Raw genomic sequence first — 21,113 nt, forward strand, 5'->3', positions numbered from 1 at the left:
ATCATACAAAGAAGAGAATTCTTCCTCTATAAAAAGACCTCATACCAGCCCTCAACTAAATTAACCCCGTAAATCGGGTTAATAATGCTACTTGCTGCTCCTGTTTAAGACGATCGTAAACAAGTAAAATGAGACTCATTCTCAATGTAGGATGAAAACAGTCCTTTCACTCGGTTTGTTTTCCCCATGAGCAGGAACTCAAGTTGCTCCCGATCAGTTAAACTCCTCGCTGCCTTGCTGCTCCTGTCTGGAACTGCACTACTGGGTAGCTGTACTCAGTCCCCGTCATCACAAACGAATGGAATCGTACAGCCCTCTCCCGCTGCAAACACAGAGGAAAAACTGCGCGTCATCGCAACGTTTCTGCCTGTTTACCTATTTACGAAAGCGGTCGCGGGAGATGCGGCTCAAGTAGATATCCTGATCAAGCCGGGAACCGAAATCCACGAGTATCAATCCACCCCTGCGGATGTCCAGGCTTTAGCCCAAGCCGATGTTGTGGTTAAAAACGGCTTGGGAGTCGAAGAATTTTTAGAAAGTACGATTAAAAGCGCACAAAATTCAAAGCTGAAAATCGTCGATGCCAGTCAAGGCATTCAATCGATCGACCAGCTTTCTCAAGTCGTTGAAACCGGAAAAGAACACAGTCACGCTCATGCTGCTGGCAATCCTCACGTTTGGCTTGATCCAGTTCTAGCAAAACAGCAAGTTGAAAATATTCGTGATGGACTAATTGCTGCTGATCCAGAAAACAAAGCCAAATACGAAGCAAACGCCACTGCTTATCTACAACAGTTGGCAGCTTTGAACGCTGAGTTTGAGCAACGCTTAGGCAAGTTTCGCGATCGCACCTTCATTACTTTTCACGATGCCTTTCCCTACCTGGCAAAGCGCTACGACTTAAGGCAAGTTGCCGTGGTGAAAATTCCCGAAGATCAACTGTCTCCAGCAGATGTCAAAGAAACGATCGATGCCGTAAAACAATTTCAAGCCAAAGCTCTATTCAGCGAACCCGGAGTCGATAACAAACTCCTCGATGGGCTTTCAAAAGATCTCAACCTCATATTGCGCCCCCTTGATTCCCTCGAAGCTGGAGACACGAATCCTCAGCATTACTTCACCGCTATGCGATCGAATTTACAAACCTTAGAAGCCGCGTTCAAGTGATGAATTCCATTCTCAAAGTTGAAGGATTAACGGTGCTGCGGGGACGATACACCGCTCTAGAAAATGTCTCGTTTGAGATTCCGGCAGGTAGTTCTGCAGCGATCGTCGGTCCAAATGGCTCTGGAAAAAGTACCCTCGTTCAAGCCGTTCTGGATCTCATTCCCAAGGCGGCAGGCACGGTCGAGCTTTTCGGTCGTCCGATTCGCCGTCTTGGAAGCTTGCGATCGCAAATTGGTTATATGCCGCAGAATTTTATTTTCGATCGCAGCTTCCCGATCTCAGTGAGTGAACTTGTCGCACTTGGTCAGAGCGGTCGAACTCAAAAAGCAGCGATCGCTCAAGCATTACGACGAGTGAATGCGCTACATTTACGCGATCAAGCAATCGGAACCTTGAGCGGTGGTGAACTGAAGCGCGTTCTCCTGGCGTATTGTCTTGTCACACCGCGTAAGTTCTTGGTTTTGGACGAAGCCTTTGCAGAAGTAGATGTGCAAGGTGAAGCAGAATTTTTCAGCTTATTAAATGAACTCCAGCGCGAGGAGAATTGGACGGTCTTGCAGGTTTCGCACGATCTCGATATGGTAAATCGACATTGTGATTATGTTTTATGTCTTAATCGATCGCTGATTTGCACAGGTAAACCAGAGATTGCACTGTCCCGCGACAATTTGCTTCAAACTTATGGATCTGGTTTTAGCCGCTACCGACATCACCACTAATTTAGTCAGTTTGTTGCAGTATCCATTCATGCAGCGAGCGATCATTGCTGGAATTTTAATGGGATTGCTGTGTGGGTTTTTAGGCAGTTTTGTAGCGCTGCGTCAGTTGTCGTTTTTTTCTCATGCAGTTGGACATGCGGCGCTAGTAGGGACTGCGATCGGGGTTCTGATTCAAGTCGATCCAACCTGGACGCTGCTTCCGTTCACGCTAATCTTTGGGGTAGCGGTACTTTATTTGATTGATCAAACTGATCTTTGGAGCGACAGCGTTTTGAATATTGTGCTGTCGGGCGCATTAGCGATCGGTGTAATTCTGACCACGTTTATTCAAGGGTATCGTGGAAATTTAATGAATCTTCTGTTCGGTGATATTCTTGCGGTCACTTGGACAGATATTTCGCTGACCGGGTTGCTATTAATCATCAGTGTCTCTATTCTGCTTGCGACATTGCGCCAACAAATTCTTCTTACCCTCAATCAAGCGGTTGCTAAGGTTCAAGGAGTCTCAATTCAGTTTCACCGTTACTTATTTGTGGTGCTTTTATCGTTAACGGTGGCAGTGGCAATTAAAGCGATCGGTATTCTTTTAGTGAATGCGTTTTTGGTCATTCCGGCCGCAACCGCCAAATTATTAAGTCATCAATTTAAGCCATATTTAGGATGGTCGGTAGCGATCGGTGCATTGAGCAGCATCGCGGGTATGGTTGTTTCTGGCGCACTGAATTTTCCGTCAGGGCCAAGCATCGTTTTAGTTCAATTCTGCTTGTTTCTTGTTGTCTTCATAGCCGTAAAACTGTACGCCCGATTCGGTTCAGTCAATCTGAGAAATCAGCGCTCCTGAAACGGTAAAATTTGTGCGTGATATCAGAGAAGCTCTGCTGTGAAATTAAAGTATGCGCTGGTACATGAGTGGCTCACCCCAGAAGCAACGGGTGGATCAGAACTCGTGGTTCAAGAGATTTTGAAGCATATTGATGCCGATTTGTATGCGCTAATTGATTTTGAATCAGTGAACCCAAAAAGCTACTTATATCAGCGGAAAATTGGCACAACGTTTTTACAAAATTTCCCTTTTGCGCGAAGTGGAGTACAAAAATATTTGCCATTTTTGCCGATCGCGATCGAACAACTCGACCTGCGGAATTACGACATCATTCTCTCTTCCTATCACGCAGTTGCTAAAGGTGTTCTTACTTCACCTCAACAACTCCACATTTGCTATTGTCATGCACCGATGCGATATGTATGGGATATGACGTTCGATTACCTCCGTGATAGTCGCGCAGGCCGCGGAATTTCTGGAATTCTGACTCGATATTTGCTGCATCAATTAAGACAATGGGATGTCATTTCATCGAATCGCGTTGATTATTTTATTGCCAATTCTCAGCACACCGCTCGTAGAATTTGGCGCTGTTATCGGCGATCAGCAGAAGTAATTTATCCGCCTGTGAATGTCGATCGCTTCTCATTTGCATCCCAAAAACAAGACTTCTACCTGACCGTTTCACGGCTTGTTGGCTATAAGAAAATATCGTTAATTGTTCAAGCATTCAATCAGCTGAATCTCCCCTTAGTTGTGATCGGCAGCGGCGCGGAACTGAAGCAAATTCAAAAAATTGCTAAGCCAAACATTCAGGTTTTAGGATGGCAACCGGATCACGTTGTCGAGCAGTATATGCAGCAAGCAAAGGCATTTATCTATGCCGCCTATGAAGATTTCGGTATCGCTCCGGTCGAAGCACAAGCCTGTGGAACCCCAGTTATCGCCTACGGCGCAGGCGGAACATCCGAAACTGTGAGAGACTTACGGACATCCGGCTCGCAGGGCACTGGAATTCTATTTCCCGCGCAAACAGAAGCCGCGATCGTCGAAGCGGTTCACGCTTTCGAGCAATATCGATCTTTCTTTCAGCCCGAAATTGCTCGATTCCACGCGCTCAAATTTCACCCGGAAGTGTTTCAAGAACGGTATCTTAATTTTATCGATCGAGCTTATCAAGACTTTCAAACCCGACTGCAAATCCGACTCGATTCGCTAAAATCCTCCTGAACAGGGAGCAAAACTGACGTTAAACGAGTCGATGGCTTTATGATCAGGACTGTGTGTGGTGTGGAATAGTAAGGAGTAAGATGACTGCCGATAGCCAATTGATTTCCGGCAAGCGGATTCGGTCGATCTTCAAGCGTCGCAAACCTTTGATTTTCAAAAGCTGGGACGTGCTTGATAGCGATCTTGTCAAACGCCTTTTCGATATCGCGTTTTCGCTCTCCGTTCTCGTTCTTTTTTCTCCTGTGTATTTGATTTTGGCGTTACTGATCGCCCTGAGTTCTCCAGGCCCAGTTTTCTACGTTCAAGAACGAGTGGGAAAAAACTTCAAACGATTTGGCTGTATCAAATTTAGAACGATGGTACGAAACGCCGACGAGATGCTGAGCGATCTAATCAGTACCTCGCCTCAAATGCGCCAAGAGTTTGAAACGAACTTCAAGCTAAAGTACGATCCCCGCATTACCTGGATCGGTCGCTTTTTGCGAATTACTAGCTTAGATGAGTTTCCCCAATTTTGGAATGTTTTAGTTGGCGATATGAGCGTCGTTGGCCCACGTCCGCTTGTCGTTGAAGAACTCCCTAAATACGGAACCCATATCGAAACGGTGCTCACAATCCGTCCTGGAATCACAGGCTTATGGCAAGTTTCAGGGCGCAATGATATTCCCTATCCTCAGCGCATCCGAATTGATGTGTACTACGCCAGCTTCCGCAATTTCTGGCTAGATTTGTGGATTATCGTCAAAACGATCGGTGTCGTCATCTTCCCTAGAAACAACGGAGCTTATTAAATTCACACAGATATTTAGATTCAGTGAGTGATCCGGATGCTCACGATAGTCGTCGTAAGGGTTAGCAGTGTTGTCACATTTGTTTCGCGTTTCTTGCCCGATTGGTCAAGACATGGATTTCATGCGTGATAAAACGCTCAAGACTGCTGTAGGAGAAGAATTTTGCGGAACAAACCCAGCAAATTTTCTGTAAATCCACGGCTTTCTAATACACAGACGGCTCTTTCGCGGTAATGTTGGGTGTTATTTGCGCTGAGCTTAGGGTTAACTAGGTACAGCTTGTTTCGGATGACCAAACTCCGGCTTTAATGAAACAACTCAGCACTAAAAAGTGTCCAACCGTCTGTTGTAAATTGCAGGTGAGGAAAGCAAAGAATGACGCAACGTAAACGCGCACTGTTAACGGGGATCACGGGTCAAGACGGCTCTTACTTAGGAGAACTGTTACTAGAACAAGGGTATGAGGTTCATGGCATCATTCGCCGAACCTCGACCTTCAATACCGATCGCATTGACCACATTTATGAAGACCCGCATGTCGAAGGTGCGCGGTTATTTCTACATTACGGCGATCTTACAGATGGGACGACGCTGCGTCGGATTCTCGAAGAAGTTCAGCCCGCAGAAATCTACAACTTAGGCGCTCAGTCCCATGTCCGCGTCAGCTTCGACGCGCCAGAATACACGGCCGATGCCGTTGGTATGGGGGCACTGCGAATTCTCGAAGCTGCCCGTGACTATCAGCAACGCACCGGAAACGAGATTCGCTATTATCAAGCGGGTTCTTCTGAAATGTATGGAAAGGTTCAAGCGGTGCCCCAAACCGAAGAAACTCCCTTCTATCCCCGCAGTCCCTACGCCTGCGCGAAGGTGTTCGCACACTGGCAGACTGTAAATTATCGCGAATCCTACAATATGTTCGCGTGCAACGGAATTCTGTTTAATCACGAATCTCCCCGTCGCGGCGAAACCTTTGTCACCCGCAAGATCACCCGTGCCATTGCTCGCATCGTTGCCGGACAGCAGAAGAAGCTTTACATGGGTAATCTCGATGCTAAGCGCGACTGGGGCTATGCCAAGGATTACGTCCGCGCAATGTGGCTGATGTTGCAGCAGGATCAGCCCGACGATTATGTCGTTGCAACTGGTGAAACGCATTCGGTACACGAGTTTCTCGATATTGCCTTTGGACGGGTAAATCTCGATTGGCAAGACTATGTGGAATTCGATGAGCGCTATCTCCGTCCCGCTGAGGTGGATCTGCTCATTGGCGATCCCGCAAAAGCTAAGGAGAAATTGGGATGGGAGCCTTCGGTGACGTTTGAGGAGCTAGTGCACCTGATGGTCGATGCTGACCTACAAGCCTTGGGAATTAGCTCCGCTGAGAATGGGCACTCTAAGGTCGAGGATTACGCAACCATTCGTCAAAGCTTGATTGGGGTGTCCTTCTAGGAAAACTTACATAGAATTCAGCCATGACCTCAACAACTTTAAGTCTCGAAAATAAGCGCATTCTGGTGACAGGTGGAGCAGGATTTTTAGGTCGTCAGGTGGTACGTCAACTGTGTGAAGCAGGGGCAAGTCCACAAAAAATTACCGTGCCGCGATCGCAAGATCTCGATCTCCGCAAGATGGAAAATTGCCAACGAGCGGTGGATCAGCAAGATGTTGTGATTCACTTAGCGGCACATGTTGGGGGCATCGGACTTAATCGTGAAAAACCTGCTGAGTTGTTCTACGACAACTTGATGATGGGAACGCAATTAATCCACGCTGCTTATGAAGCAGGCGTACAGAAGTTCGTCTGTGCGGGGACGATTTGCGCTTACCCTAAATTCACACCTGTTCCGTTCAAGGAAGACGACATCTGGAACGGATATCCGGAAGAAACGAATGCACCGTATGGCATTGCGAAGAAAGCGCTGTTAGTACAGCTTCAGTCTTATCGCCAGCAGTATGGATTTGACGGCATTTATCTACTGCCTGTAAATCTTTACGGACCTGGAGATAACTTTGATCCGCGTAGTTCTCACGTGATTCCGGCATTAGTGCGGAAGGTGCATGAGGCTCAGCAGCAAGGTTTAAGCCAGCTTCCCGTTTGGGGAGATGGCAGTCCGACCCGTGAGTTTCTCTATGTGGATGATGCAGCGCGGGGAATCGCGATCGCAACTCAAAAGTACAGCGATCCCGATCCGGTGAACTTGGGCACAGGTGAGGAGATCTCAATCCGTGACTTGATTACTTTACTTTGCGACCTGATGGAGTTCAAGGGCGAGATTGTCTGGGAAACTGATCAGCCGAATGGTCAGCCGCGTCGCTGCTTGGATACTGAGCGAGCAAAAGAGCGGTTTGGCTTTACTGCTGAAGTCAGTTTTGAGCAAGGGTTGAGAAATACGATCGACTGGTATCGCCAAAACGCGCAATAAAGTTGTTTCTTTAAGTTCTTTCTTCAATGTGTGAGGGGCGTTCTTCGGAATGCCCTTTTTTAGTTGGGTAGGCAGACGTTTGGAGCGCAAAGATTAGGAAATTTGATTGTTGCCATTTCTAATGTTGTTAAATTCAATTTCCGAATTACGTGATTGTTTGTATCAGCAATAAATAAATGTGTTGCTGTTGCGCTAATTCCAGAAGGCTCATTGAGCGAATCTGCTGCGATCGTTTGGCAAAATCCATTCGCGTCAATCCGCTTAATTTTGTGATTGTAAGTATCCGCAATCCAAAGATTTTCACTGAATTCAACGCCCAAACAATGCTGCAATCGTGCGGCTTCTCCAATTCCATCAACATCGCCGAAATTATACAAATCGCCACCCCCACAGATTGTTTTTACTTGATTTGTTTCTAGATTAATCGATCGAATTGAACTGGTTTCGCTATCCGCAATAAACAGTTCTTTTCCGTTTGTTGTAATCCCACTGGGTTGAGCAAATGCGGCTTCTTGAATGGCACCATCGAAACTTGCTTCGGCTCCAGTTCCCGCAAACGTTTCGATCTTATCGGCTTGCATTTCCCAGATTTGATGTGCGCCTGCCATGGCGATAAATAGACGATCGCCAATTTTTTCTAAATCCCAAGGTGAATTTAAATCAACTTCTAAAGCCTTCCCACCGTGGGGATAAATCACTCTGCTTTGATTTCCGGTTCCTGCGATCGTGCTAACTGTTTTAGCCTTCAAGTCAACACAGCGGATCGCATGATTTCCTGTGTCAGCAATATAAAGTAATTGATTTGTGCGATCGAATGTCATTCCTTGCGGTGCTGAAAATTGAGCTTGATCGAATTCACCATCAAGTAATCCTGAATTTCCACTTCCGATAATGTGAAGAACCTCGCCTTCGATCGAACTCATTACAATTCGATGATGTCCGGTATCTGAGATAAATAAGCAATCCTTAACCAAGACTTTACCGGGAAACGCAAGCGGAGAGATCGGAAATTCCTCAAGCGCAAACGAGATCGACTGAGGTTCGATCGCATTGTTTTCGATTAATTCCTGAATTATTTGATCTAAGAGATCGCGCCTTCCTTCACCTGCGATCGATTTCACAATATATCCTTTCGGATTGATCAAAATAAAAGTTGGATAAGCTCGAATTGCGTAAGATTGCCAAACTTTAAAGTCTTGATCGACTAAAACAGGATGCGTAATTTCGTATCGAAGAATTGCTTGCCGAATGTTCTCGATCGCGCCCTCATTCTCAAATTTTGCTGAATGAATGCTGAGAACAGTTAAGCGATCTTTATATCTCTGCTCCAAATATCTCAAATCCGGCAAGCTGTGAACGCAATTGATACAGCCGTATGTCCAGAAATCCAGCAAAACAATGCGTCCCCGAAACTCTTTGAGAGACAGGGGACGATGAACATTGAGCCACGCTAAATCTTTTGGAAACTCTGGTGCGCGAACCATGAAACTCTGTTACTCAGCGCTCTCCGGGGATAGCGCAGGCTGTGGATTAACAGGAGGCTGAGAAATACGGGGTTTAAGTGGCATTCCCAATCGTCGTTCGAGTTCGGTTTGTGGCTCAAACTCAGAGGAGGTTGCTTCAGGAGCGGATTTAACAGGCTCTTGAACGGCAGGCGGCTTTGCCTCTTGCACCGGAGTTCCGAGCGGTTCGGGTCTTCCCTCTGCTTCAGTAGGTTTTGTCTCTATCGGTGCTGCCATCTCTGGGGCAGATAGATCATCGGGAATCGGGGTGGGAGAAGGTAAGACAATCTCAGGTTTCGACTCTGACCGCTTAAATCGGTCAAAGAATCCGCCCTTCGGTGCTTCCTTCACCACTGGAGCGACTGGAGCAGGCTTGATTTCAATCTGTTCTGGTTCAGCAGGCTCCGTTTCCACAGTTTCAGCTTCCACAGGTTCAGCAGCCTCCGGCGCAGTCAGATCATCAGGAACTGGAGTTGGAGACGGAAGAACGACTGTAGGCTTTGATTCTGAACGCTTGAAACGATCGAAGAATCCACCCTTTGGCGCTTCCTTTGTTTCTGGAGCAGGCTGAATTGGCTCTGGTGTTTTCTCCACTTCTGGCTCTATGACTGGTGCTTCAGGTGTAGATACTTCAGGTTGCTCAATCTTTTCTGGCTCCGTTGTTACTTCAGGTTCAGGGCTTGGCGCAATAACAGGTGCAGCCGGACGCTTAAAGCGATTAAAGAAGCCACCTTGAGGTTTTTCTGCCGGAGCTACAGGCGCGCCGATCTCAGGCGTTTCTGGTTCAGGTGCAGGACTTGCAGGAAGCTCAATTACTTTTTCTGGCTCAGGCGCGATCGCTTTTTCCGGTTCAGGCGATGGCTCTGAGCTAGGGGCAACGCTCGGTTTCGGTTCTGATCGCTTAAAGCGATTAAAGAATCCCCCTTGCGGTTTTGGAGTTTCGGCAGGTTTTGGAGCTTCTTCGATTGGTTGCGGGGTTTCTCTTACCTCTGGCTCGGTTGGAGCTTTTTCGACGGCTGGTGCAACCGGAACTGGAGTCGGTTCGGGCGCTGAGGGCTCGACAGTCGGCTTGTAATTGGGATCAACGATCGACACCGCCTGATCAAACGGAATTTCACCTCGAACTAATCTCGACAGCGTATCTTGTCCGTTCGGCTCGTAATTAAATATTCGTGCGGCGTTGTTGTAAACGTTTTGAACCGGATTGCCCTTGTCGTCTACGTATTCAAGCTGCACCCAGTTTTTGCCCGGTTTGAAGCCTTTTAAGTAGATCGGTTGCCAGCGATCGAGCGTAAAACTATCGCCATTCACCGTCACTTTCACGCGCCAATCCGCAACCTCATCTTTACTATCCTCCTGCGCGACAATATGTAACGGCGCATTCGTCAAATAGAAATCTAATAGAACAGGTTCTGCCCCGTAGGTTGCCTGTGGGCGGCTGTAAGTAAGTAGCGGCAGTTTTGGATCGGGACTATTGCTTGGCGTTTTTGTAAAGACATGAAACGTCGTCTGAGCATAGGCCCCATCATTCTTAAAGCTTTCATGCCAAGGACGACCTGCAAACGCACGAATTGTGTGAGTTCCTGCTGCTAAATCTTTAAGAACAAGCGGCTGACTCACATCATAAACCGCTTGATACGGTTGATCGTCTAGAAACACATGAAGATGCGGTCCTAAACCCAGCTTTGCGTCCTTATATAAGGGCAGATCTTTAACATTAAATTTGACAGAAACAGTATTGTCGTCTACCACCTCGTTTGGGCGTGGAGAAGCGATCGACACCTGTGGCTGATACTTGTCCAGCAAGGGCTTTAATTGCTGAATGACTTCTGGCGGCGATGCTTCTGAAATCCTCCCTGCCAATTTTGCCGAACCTTTCGGAGCCGCCAAACTCGGCGCAACTCCACCCAAATTGAGCAGCATTGCTAATACTAATGAGACTGAAAGAGTTCTAGCCGTCCCGCGCCAGCGCATGATCCCAAACACCAGGTATCTCTCCTAATCGAACAGCCAACAGCTTAGAGGTTTCAGGACATTGCCGTACAACTCGATCGCTGTTCCTACGGCACTATAGCGGAAAATTTAGGCACAGAGGCGACGATCGAAGTATCTCTTTAATTACTTGGATACAGTACGCTTCCCGCAACGAAGAGCACCAAGCTGCCACAGGTACGTGTGATTGCTCTACCTCAAGCTGGGGTACCGTGTTGAGTAGTTTGAGTAAAAACGCGGAGATCAACGGCTCGATCGTCCACCACCTCGAACTTCTACAACGTTTTATTAATAGAAAGAGCAGGAAATATCAATTGTGCTCGATTAATTTGATTACGAATTCCAATCCTTTAGCAATGTAAAGTTAAGCGACAAACTCTTGACTTTTTATTTCTGCTCGGAGCCTGAGACCCAAGCACCGTCAAGAAATCCAGAACTTTGAATTATTGTTAATTACGTTCGGAAACGTTTTCATGAAAGCCCTATAATGACCCATTGAGAACCCACGAAGGCACACATCCCGAATTCACGGGAATCCTGGAACCTCAAGCCAAGCTCGAAGCCTGCATTAACCGCGACAACGCAACTAGGTCTTATCAACCTCAGTCATTCCGCAGCCAGAGCTTAACAGAAGGGTTTGAGACCAGTTGCCGGATAGGGATAACTCGTTCCTTGTCTAGAGAGAGGAGAGTCTCAATGACAATTAGCCCACCGGAGCGCGAGGCGAAGGCACGGGTGGTCGTTGATAAAGATCCCGTTCCCACTTCTTTTGAGAGATGGGGTCAGCCGGGACACTTCGATCGCACCCTAGCTAAAGGGCCCAAAACCACCACCTGGATTTGGAACCTCCACGCTAACGCTCACGATTTCGATAGCCATACAAGCGACTTAGAAGACGTTTCTCGCAAAATTTTTAGCGCACACTTCGGTCACTTAGCCGTTGTGTTCATTTGGTTGAGTGGAATGTACTTCCACGGCGCTAAGTTTTCAAACTACGAAGCATGGCTCGCCAACCCCACTGGAGTTAAACCCAGTGCTCAGGTTGTGTGGAACATCTTCGGTCAAGAAATTCTTAACGCGGATGTCGGCGGCGGCTTCCACGGAATTCAGATCACCTCTGGATTCTTCCAACTGTGGAGAGCGGCTGGCTTTACAAACACCTTCCAGCTTTATGTCACCGCGATCGGCGGTTTGGTCATGGCTGGTTTGATGTTGTTTGCAGGTTGGTTCCACTACCACAAGCGCGCACCCAAACTGGAATGGTTCCAGAATGTGGAGTCGATGCTGAACCACCACTTGTCGGGTCTGTTCGGACTCGGTTCACTCGCTTGGGCGGGTCACCAGATCCACGTGGCGTTGCCGATTAACGAACTCCTCGATCGCGGAGTTCCTGCGGACAAGATCCCTCTGCCTCATGAGTTCATCCTGAACACCCAATTGATGGCAGACATCTACCCCAGCTTTGCTAAAGGTCTAATTCCTTTCTTTACCCTCAACTGGGGCGAGTACGCAGACTTCCTCACCTTCAAAGGTGGACTGAATCCGGTTACAGGCGGACTCTGGCTGACGGATAGCGCACATCACCACTTGGCGATCGCTGTGTTGTTCCTGATTGCTGGACACCAGTACCGCACGAACTGGGGTATCGGTCACAGCATCAAGGAAATCCTTGAGGCACACAAAGGTCCGTTTACTGGAGAAGGTCACAAAGGTCTTTATGAAAACCTGACGACCTCCTGGCACGCGCAACTGGCAATCAACCTGGCAATGGTTGGCTCCTTGAGCATCATCGTTGCACAGCATATGTATGCGATGCCGCCTTACCCCTACCTCGCAACTGACTACGCAACTCAGTTGTCGATCTTCACGCACCATATGTGGATCGGTGGATTCTTCATCGTCGGTGGTGCGGCTCACGCGGCAATCTTCATGGTGCGCGACTACGATCCGGTTGTGAACCAAAACAACAACCTCGATCGCGTTCTGCGTCACCGGGATGCCATCATTTCCCACTTGAACTGGGTTTGTATCTTCCTCGGCTTCCATAGCTTCGGTCTGTACGTTCACAACGACACGATGCGCGCTTTGGGTCGTCCGCAAGATATGTTCTCGGATACCGCAATTCAACTCCAACCTGTGTTTGCGCAGTGGATTCAAAACCTCCACACGCTGGCTCCGGGTGGAACCGCTCCCAACGCTTTGGCTCCTGCTAGCTATGCGTTTGGTGGTGGAACAATCGCGGTCGGTGGCAAAGTTGCCATGATGCCGATCGCACTGGGTACGGCGGACTTCATGGTTCACCATATCCACGCCTTCACGATTCACGTCACGGTATTGATCCTCTTGAAGGGCGTACTGTTTGCACGTAGCTCACGCTTGATTCCTGATAAAGCCAACCTTGGTTTCCGCTTCCCGTGCGATGGCCCGGGTCGTGGCGGCACCTGCCAAGTGTCTGGTTGGGATCACGTGTTCCTCGGTCTGTTCTGGATGTACAACTCCCTGTCGATCGCAATCTTCCACTTCTCGTGGAAAATGCAATCCGATGTCTGGGGTACAGTTGCGCCGGATGGAACAGTTGATCACGTAACGGGCGGTAATTTCGCTCAAAGTGCAATCACAATCAACGGTTGGTTGCGCGACTTCTTGTGGGCACAAGCGGCGCAAGTGATTGGATCCTACGGTTCAGCACTGTCGGCTTACGGACTTCTCTTCCTGGGCGCTCACTTTGTTTGGGCATTCAGCTTGATGTTCCTGTTTAGCGGACGTGGCTACTGGCAAGAACTGATCGAGTCGATCGTTTGGGCGCACAACAAACTCAAAGTTGCACCCTCTATCCAACCGCGTGCATTGAGTATTATTCAAGGACGGGCTGTGGGCGTTGCTCACTACCTCTTAGGCGGAATTGTCACCACATGGGCATTCTTCCTAGCTCGGTCAATTTCCATCGGATGACGATGAGCGAGGATTAACAAACAGCTATGGCAACTAAGTTCCCAAAATTTAGTCAAGACCTTGCCCAAGATCCTACAACTCGTCGGATTTGGTACGGAATCGCTACTGCTCACGACTTTGAAAGCCACGACGGAATGACAGAAGAAAAGCTTTACCAAAAGCTTTTTGCAACTCACTTCGGACATCTGGCGATCATCTTCCTCTGGGCATCTGGTAGTCTCTTTCACGTTGCTTGGCAAGGCAACTTCCCTCAGTGGATCAAAGATCCTCTAAATGTCCGCCCGATCGCTCACGCGATTTGGGATCCTCAATTCGGTAAACCCGCAGTCGAAGCGTTTACGCAAGGCGGCGCGAACTATCCGGTTGATATTTCCTACTCTGGTCTGTACCACTGGTGGTACACGATCGGTATGAGAACCAACGGTGATTTATACCAAGGTTCGATCTTCTTGCTGATTCTGTCCGCAGTTCTCCTGTTCGCAGGTTGGCTGCATCTCCAGCCGAAGTTCCGTCCAAGCTTGGCTTGGTTCAAAAACGCTGAATCGCGTCTGAACCACCACTTGGCGGGTCTGTTTGGAGTTAGCTCCTTGGCTTGGGCAGGTCACTTGATTCACGTTGCAATTCCCGAATCTCGCGGTCAGCACGTGGGCTGGAACAACTTCTTGTCCACGATGCCTCACCCTGCAGGTCTTGCACCGTTCTTCACAGGCAACTGGAGCGTGTACGCAGAAAACCCTGATACTGCGAACCACATTTTCGGAACGGCTCAAGGTTCGGGTTCTGCAATCTTGACTTTCCTCGGTGGATTCCATCCGCAAACCGAATCGCTGTGGCTGACCGACATGGCTCATCACCACCTCGCGATCGCGGTGATCTTCATCGTGGCTGGTCATATGTACCGCACCAACTTTGGTATCGGTCACAGCATCAGAGACATCTTGAACGCGCACATCCCCCCTGCTGGTGGATTGGGCGAAGGTCACAGAGGTCTGTATGACACCGTAAATAACTCGCTGCACTTCCAATTGGGTCTTGCCCTGGGTGCTTTGGGTACGGTGACTTCCGTGGTGGCACAGCATATGTACTCGATGCCGCCCTATGCCTTCATGTCGAAGGACTTCACCACACAAGCCGCGCTGTACACCCATCACCAGTACATTGCAGGCTTCCTGATGGTTGGAGCTTTCGCACACGGCGCAATCTTCTGGGTTCGTGACTACGATCCAGACCAAAACAAGAACAACGTGCTTGCACGGATTCTGGGTCACAAGGAAGCGATTATCTCGCACCTAAGCTGGGTATCGTTGTTCCTTGGCTTCCACACCTTGGGTCTTTATGTCCACAACGATGTGGTAGTTGCTTTCGGAACTCCTGAGAAGCAGATCCTGATCGAGCCTGTGTTCGCTCAGTTCATCCAAGCCTCCCACGGTAAGGCACTGTATGGTTTCAACACCCTACTGTCGAACGCGGATAGCATTGCGTCTAACACTGGTGCAGCTTACCTGCCCGGTTGGTTGGATGGAATCAATAGCGGCGTGAACTCGCTGTTCTTGACCATTGGACCTGGTGACTTCTTAGTTCACCACGCGATCGCGCTCGGTCTGCACACCACCACCTTGATCTTGGTTAAGGGCGCGTTGGATGCTCGTGGATCGAAGCTGATGCCCGATAAGAAAGACTTTGGCTACGCATTCCCTTGCGATGGTCCGGGTCGTGGCGGTACCTGCGATATCTCTGCATGGGACTCCTTCTATCTGGCGATGTTCTGGATGTTGAATACGATCGGTTGGGTAACGTTCTACTGGCACTGGAAGCATCTCGCAATCTGGTCTGGTAACGTGGCTCAGTTCAACGAAAGTTCGACCTATCTGATGGGTTGGCTGCGTGACTACCTGTGGCAGTATTCGGCTCCACTAATCAACGGTTACAACCCGTATGGCATGAATAACCTGGCAGTTTGGGCTTGGATGTTCCTCTTAGGACACCTGGTTTGGGCGACCGGATTCATGTTCTTGATCTCGTGGCGTGGTTACTGGCAAGAATTGATCGAGACCTTGGTGTGGGCCCATGAGCGCACTCCGTTGGCAAACTTGATTCGATTCAAGGATAAGCCAGTTGCTCTGTCGATCGTTCAAGGTCGGTTAGTCGGTCTGGTTCACTTCACCGCAGGTTACGTACTGACGTATGCAGCCTTCGTGATTGCAGCGACCGCAGGTAAGTTCGGTTGATCGAACTGAATGTGGTAGGTAAATAAGAAAATCCCTCGCCTTCGGGTGGGGGATTTTTACAGGAAAAATCATCTAATTCTGGAGTTCAAAAGTATTATTAAAACAGCATCCTGTACTAGGCTTTCAAATGCTTGAGCGTGTAAAAAGATTTAGCTGGTCTATTCTTCTTGCTCTTGTGGGCTGCATTATTTTCCTCTGCTCAACCAACGGCTCTTTCAGCAATCATTGCAACTTCAGAACCCTGCAAGGTCTTCATTTGAGACTGGTGACTCGTGAATATAGAGTTGGCTTCATAGATTACCACTGGGCGTGCCATGCTCGAATACTCAAGATCTCTCCAATTTTCAAATTTCCGACCTTGGTAGTTGAGGGCGACGGCATCGGAGGTTGTGGATCTAGCTGTGAACAATCATTTCAGCAAATAGGGCAACAGGTTTTGATTGCAGGCACTCTTTACAGTTCTGATGGAGGTAACAGTTTTACGGAAACTAGGGATTTTGCTAGAAAATTGTTTAAGCCAGAAACTGATGTCTGTGTGAACTTTTTTCTTCAAGAAAACGCTTTAAGGGCTGAAGTATCAGAAGGATGGGCAAGGAAAGATTATCTTCCTAAAGCTGTGTTTACCAGTTTCGATAGCGGAAAAACCTGGCAGAGTGAACGACCTCCATTCCCTCCACGATGATTATCGGCTAACAAAGCAGCTTGGGTGATGTAAATTTTTACGTTTCTTTAAATCATTTGTACAGGCTGTTACTGCATCTTTTCAATGCGTGAATCGAGCAGGGCAAAAATTTCATGTCAGCGATCGTCAATTCAATTTGCTGCAATCATCACAGGCTCTTGATAGAGCGGAATGGTAAAAGTAACAGTTGATCCCAGACCCTCACCCATGCTGTAGAAATTTACGACGCCTCCCATAGCCTCGACCAGCTTTTGGGAAATTGCTAGCCCTAGCCCAGTGCCCCCATACTGCCGCGTCAACGAGCCGTCCACCTGACTAAATGACTGAAAAAGCTTATCTTGCTTATCCAGCGATACACCAATGCCAGTATCCGCAACTCGAATCTTCACCAGTCCAGGTAGTTCTTCGTCCTGAACAACAATCCGCTTTTTGATCACTTCTGCACTCACGGTAATGCCACCTTCGTTGGTGAACTTAATTGCATTACCCATTAAATTGAGCAGTACCTGAAGTAATCGCTGATAGTTCCCAAACAATACAATTTCATCATGAGTTTGAGGTTTCTGCACCTCAAAGCTGAGATTCTTTTGGCGAATTTGAGTGCGAGTCATGTTCTCCACTTGATCTAGCAACTCTTGCAAGCTCACCGGACTGCATTCAATCTGCATTTTTCCGGCTTCGATTTTGGCGATATCTAAAACGTCGTTGATGACATTAAACAGGTGAATTGCCGATCGATGCGCTTCTTCAATAAATTCCCGCTGCTCTTGGGGATCTTCTGCCATCCCGTCGAGAATGAGCTTCAAAAAGCCGATCATCCCGTTCAGCGGCGTTCTCAATTCATGCGACGTATTCGCCAAAAACTCACTTTTGCGCCGAGATGCTTCTTCAGCTTGGTGTCGCGCTTCCTCTAATTCGCGGTGCTTCTGCATCAAACTATCGTTCGCTCGTTGAAGCTCGATCAGCAAAGCCGCATGAGCGATCGAAGTACCCACCTGATCCGCCAATTCCTGAACAAACTCCAATTCCGCCTGCGTCCAAACGCGATCGCGATCGCACTGATCAAGAATAATCACCCCGTTCGGCTGCTCCTGATAGTGCGTTGCCACCAACAGTCGCGTTTGCGGAACATCGGCTTCTGGAGCAGGATTCACCTCTTCGGGAACCTGCCGCACGGCTCGAATCGGCTTTAAAGTCGCCAAAGCTTTCTGAAGCAGCGGATCGTCTTGAAGCTGAAACACCGTACCTTTCAGCGAACTCAGACAATCTTGGCGAAATTCCGCTACAGCTTCAATCGCCGATCGCTTCGGATCATACGGACAAATAATGCAGCGGCTGACATCAAGCGCTGCTCCTAACCCGTCTACTGTCGCCTGCCAAATGGTTGGAAGCTCCAAATTCTGACGGGCATTCCACACAATCTGAGTTAAAAGCTGCTGGTAGCGATCGAGATTTGTTTCTCGCGAGACTTCTACCGCCTGTAAGGGCGACTGCGCTTCATCCAGGTCATTCACCTGCTCTCCGGTGACGATGACTAGCGCCGCTGTCCCATTAGGTAGAATCACTGGACTCATCACCAGATCAAACAGAATCGTCTGATCGCCCCACTCAAACAAGCAGCGAAATTGCTCCGGCTTTTGAGAAGTCAGTACCCGCTTTAATCGCTCCAAATACGGTGCACAAGAAACCGGCGCAAATCTTGCGCCCATCGGCTTACCAATCCACTGTTTTGCCTCAGCCTCACTCACTTCACGCCAGTGAAACGCCAGCAGCACTCCTGCTGCATCTTGCGTCATCATCAGCTCTGCGATATCAGCGATCGCAATCGAATCAGAAGATACAGACGAGTCAATCGAGTCAGACAAAGAGCTAGAAAGATTCACGGAAGTGACCATTTGACCGGGGAAAAAAGCAGACATCAAGCAACCGTGCCTAGATTACAGCACCTAATCGTTCCACTCGCCCCTCGGAGGAAGAGGCGGGTTTCTCGGCAAGGTGCGGGCATTATCCTCATCGCGGTAAAGTTCGCTTCTCAGCCATTGCCGCAATGCCACTTCAACCACCTTGCTCGGATCGTTCGTCAGATGTTGGATTTGCTCCAACAAATCAGAATCAATCTGAATCGCAAGCTCGGTTTTGTATCGATCGGGCGTTTGAAGTTTAGGATCGTTCATAGTGTCGGTCAACCTTCAGCATGAAGGTCAGTGGCTAAATCTGAAAAGGAATCGGATCGAGAGTTAAAATTCACCTGCGCTTTGAGAAATCCTGCCTGTAAACTATGGATGTACCGTTTTTGCATCGATTCAACAAAGTTTTAACATTTTTTCACAGGTGAGTTTAAGTAAGCTGAAATTCGTTCTGCCCCAAACCGGGACATTTCTTCTTCTTAGCGTCTCAAACTCTCGAACTCCGTGAAGAAAGGTTTAAAATATCTTAAGCGTTCTGATTCAGAAATCTATCCTCATCAAGAGTCAAATTTCTGAGAATGCCTGTCCTACAGTGCCGCCAATCCCCCTGAAGTTTATGACTGACGTACCCGTCAACCGCATCCGAAATTTTTCCATCATTGCTCACATTGATCATGGCAAATCCACGCTTGCCGACCGTTTACTTCAAGAAACGGGAACCGTAACTGCGCGGGACATGAAAGAACAGTTCCTCGACAATATGGATCTGGAGCGGGAACGCGGGATCACTATTAAGCTCCAAGCGGCTCGAATGAACTACACCGCAAAAGATGGGCAGCAATATGTACTAAATTTAATCGACACCCCTGGACACGTCGATTTTTCCTACGAAGTATCGCGCTCACTCGCGGCGTGTGAAGGCGCGTTGCTAGTTGTCGATGCCTCTCAAGGTGTAGAAGCACAAACGCTTGCTAACGTTTATCTGGCACTCGAACACGATCTCGAAATTATTCCAGTCCTGAACAAAATTGATTTGCCGGGTGCAGAACCCGATCGCGTCAAGCAAGAAATCGAAGAGGTGATTGGTCTCGATTGCTCTGAAGCGATTATGGCATCGGCAAAAGAAGGAATTGGTGTCCCGGATATTTTAGAAGCGATCGTTAAACGAGTCCCGCCGCCCAAAGACACGACCAAAGAACCGTTACGAGCGCTAATTTTCGATAGTTACTACGACGCTTATCGCGGCGTGATTGTCTACTTCCGGGTGATGGATGGGCAGGTGAAGCGGGGCGATAAAGTCTACCTGATGGCATCCGGCAAGGAATACCAAGTCGATGAACTTGGCGTTCTCTCTCCCACTCAAGTCCAAGTCGAATCCCTACACGCTGGCGAAGTGGGATACTTTGCTGCTTCGATTAAAGCCGTAGAGGATGCACGAGTGGGAGACACGATTACGCTATCTGCCAAAAAAGCTCCCGAACCCTTACCGGGCTACATTGAGGCGAAACCGATGGTCTTCTGCGGCATGTTCCCGACCGATGCCGACCAATTCCCGGAACTGCGCGAAGCCCTCGATAGATTAAAGCTCAATGATGCTGCCCTCAATTTCGAGCCGGAAACCTCAAGCGCGATGGGATTCGGGTTCCGCTGTGGCTTTTTGGGCTTGCTACACATGGAAATTGTGCAAGAACGACTAGAGCGCGAATACAATCTTGACCTGATTATTACCGCCCCTTCGGTGGTTTATCGAGTTACAACCATAAAAGGTGAGATTCTGCTGATTGATAACCCTGGTAAGCTGCCTTCTCCCACAGAGCGCGAAAAAATCGAAGAACCCTATGTTCAAGTCGATATCATCACGCCCGAAACCTATGTTGGGACATTGATGGAACTCTGCCAAAATCGCCGTGGTGTCTTCAAGGATATGAAGTATCTCACGCCCGGACGCACTACGCTGATTTATGAACTACCACTGGCAGAGGTTGTCACCGATTTCTTTGATCAGATGAAGTCGCGATCGCGCGGTTACGCCAGCATGGAGTATCAACTGATCGGCTACCGCGAAAATGCTCTAGTGAAGCTAGACATTCTGATTAACGGTGATCCCGTCGATTCACTTGCCACGATCGTTCACCGCGATAAAGCCTACGGAGTCGGGCGCGCTCTCACTGAAAAGCTACGCGAATTGATCCCCCGTCATCAGTTTAAAATTCCGATTCAAGCTGCGATCGGCAGCAAAGTCATCGCCAGCGAACATATTCCCGCTCTGCGGAAAGATGTCTTGGCGAAATGCTACGGTGGTGACATCTCCCGAAAGAAAAAACTGCTGCAAAAGCAAGCAAAAGGTAAAAAACGCATGAAGGCGATTGGAACCGTCGATGTGCCCCAAGAAGCGTTCATGGCGGTTTTACGGTTGTCAAACGAACAGAGCTAAACGTTTCAGCATAATTTCGGATTGCCCCTACGCAGAAATAGGGGCAATTTTTGTTTTAACGGTTGAAGATTCGATGAACTCTATCTAATAAAGCGTGCTATCCCGGAAGTTTCTGTTATCTTTCTGGGAAAAGCCCGGACGTAGCTCACCCCTTTCCAGGTCGGATTGCTGTCGTGCTGCCTGTTAATTTAATGGGTACACTTCTGGCAAACGGGGATTTGCTCAACTCATCTCTTGAGTAACAGCTACTCCTACCCTTG

At 48.5% G+C, this 21,113-nt stretch carries 15 protein-coding genes; 11 read left to right on the forward strand and 4 right to left on the reverse strand.

The window, feature by feature from the left end; translation table 11 throughout:
• Positions 1–186: 186 nt before the first annotated feature.
• The 7 genes from NC981_RS00400 (at position 187) to NC981_RS00430 (ending at position 7,156) form a co-directional block, all read left to right on the forward strand.
• Positions 187–1,167, forward strand: coding sequence for a zinc ABC transporter substrate-binding protein (locus NC981_RS00400; RefSeq protein WP_348241065.1), 981 nt, complete (start codon positions 187–189; stop codon positions 1,165–1,167).
• Positions 1,167–1,886 (forward strand): metal ABC transporter ATP-binding protein, encoded by a 720-nt coding sequence (locus tag NC981_RS00405; protein WP_348241066.1) that lies wholly within the window; start codon positions 1,167–1,169, stop codon positions 1,884–1,886. The genes NC981_RS00400 and NC981_RS00405 overlap by 1 nt, the downstream gene beginning before the upstream one ends.
• The gene (locus NC981_RS00410) at positions 1,849–2,727 is read left to right on the forward strand and encodes a metal ABC transporter permease (RefSeq protein WP_190376234.1); all 879 of its coding nucleotides are present in this window, start codon (positions 1,849–1,851) and stop codon (positions 2,725–2,727) included. The genes NC981_RS00405 and NC981_RS00410 overlap by 38 nt, the downstream gene beginning before the upstream one ends.
• A gap of 39 nt (positions 2,728–2,766) precedes the next feature.
• Complete coding sequence (locus NC981_RS00415) at positions 2,767–3,939, forward strand: glycosyltransferase (protein WP_348241067.1); 1,173 nt, start codon at positions 2,767–2,769, stop codon at positions 3,937–3,939.
• An 80-nt stretch (positions 3,940–4,019) separates the two neighbouring features.
• Entirely contained in the window at positions 4,020–4,730 is a 711-nt protein-coding gene (locus tag NC981_RS00420; RefSeq protein ID WP_348241068.1) for a sugar transferase, read from the forward strand.
• Between the two features lie 375 nt (positions 4,731–5,105).
• The gene (gene gmd / locus NC981_RS00425) at positions 5,106–6,182 is read left to right on the forward strand and encodes a GDP-mannose 4,6-dehydratase (RefSeq protein ID WP_190376231.1); all 1,077 of its coding nucleotides are present in this window, start codon (positions 5,106–5,108) and stop codon (positions 6,180–6,182) included.
• A 23-nt stretch (positions 6,183–6,205) separates the two neighbouring features.
• Entirely contained in the window at positions 6,206–7,156 is a 951-nt protein-coding gene (locus tag NC981_RS00430; RefSeq protein WP_348241069.1) for a GDP-L-fucose synthase, read from the forward strand.
• A gap of 59 nt (positions 7,157–7,215) precedes the next feature.
• Here the strand turns inward: NC981_RS00430 and NC981_RS00435 are convergent, their stop codons facing one another.
• The gene (locus NC981_RS00435; RefSeq protein WP_348241070.1) at positions 7,216–8,640 is read right to left on the reverse strand and encodes a thioredoxin-like domain-containing protein; all 1,425 of its coding nucleotides are present in this window, start codon (positions 8,638–8,640) and stop codon (positions 7,216–7,218) included.
• Positions 8,641–8,649: 9 nt separating this feature from the next.
• Entirely contained in the window at positions 8,650–10,644 is a 1,995-nt protein-coding gene (locus NC981_RS00440; RefSeq protein WP_348241071.1) for a hypothetical protein, read from the reverse strand.
• A 702-nt stretch (positions 10,645–11,346) separates the two neighbouring features.
• On the opposite strand from NC981_RS00440, the gene psaA reads away from it, so the two are divergent.
• From psaA to NC981_RS00455, 3 genes are all read left to right on the forward strand, one after another.
• Positions 11,347–13,602 (forward strand): photosystem I core protein PsaA, encoded by a 2,256-nt coding sequence (psaA, locus tag NC981_RS00445; RefSeq protein WP_348241072.1) that lies wholly within the window; start codon positions 11,347–11,349, stop codon positions 13,600–13,602.
• Positions 13,603–13,628: 26 nt separating this feature from the next.
• Positions 13,629–15,830, forward strand: a complete 2,202-nt coding sequence (gene psaB, locus NC981_RS00450; RefSeq protein ID WP_348241073.1) for a photosystem I core protein PsaB — start codon at positions 13,629–13,631, stop codon at positions 15,828–15,830.
• 127 nt (positions 15,831–15,957) lie between these two features.
• Positions 15,958–16,512, forward strand: a complete 555-nt coding sequence (locus NC981_RS00455; RefSeq protein WP_348241074.1) for a hypothetical protein — start codon at positions 15,958–15,960, stop codon at positions 16,510–16,512.
• 131 nt (positions 16,513–16,643) lie between these two features.
• Here the strand turns inward: NC981_RS00455 and NC981_RS00460 are convergent, their stop codons facing one another.
• Positions 16,644–18,431, reverse strand: a complete 1,788-nt coding sequence (locus tag NC981_RS00460) for an ATP-binding protein (RefSeq protein WP_348241075.1) — start codon at positions 18,429–18,431, stop codon at positions 16,644–16,646.
• A 27-nt stretch (positions 18,432–18,458) separates the two neighbouring features.
• Positions 18,459–18,686 carry a type II toxin-antitoxin system CcdA family antitoxin gene (locus NC981_RS00465; RefSeq protein ID WP_190376222.1) on the reverse strand — a complete coding sequence of 76 codons (228 nt, stop codon included), beginning with the start codon at positions 18,684–18,686 and terminating at the stop codon, positions 18,459–18,461.
• Between the two features lie 349 nt (positions 18,687–19,035).
• Between NC981_RS00465 and lepA the strand changes: the two genes are divergently transcribed.
• Positions 19,036–20,853 carry a translation elongation factor 4 gene (lepA, locus tag NC981_RS00470; RefSeq protein ID WP_348241076.1) on the forward strand — a complete coding sequence of 606 codons (1,818 nt, stop codon included), beginning with the start codon at positions 19,036–19,038 and terminating at the stop codon, positions 20,851–20,853.
• Positions 20,854–21,113: the final 260 nt, after the last annotated feature.

The sequence above is a fragment of the Leptolyngbya sp. DQ-M1 genome, from assembly GCF_039962505.1.
GTDB lineage: Bacteria > Cyanobacteriota > Cyanobacteriia > Leptolyngbyales > Leptolyngbyaceae > Leptolyngbya.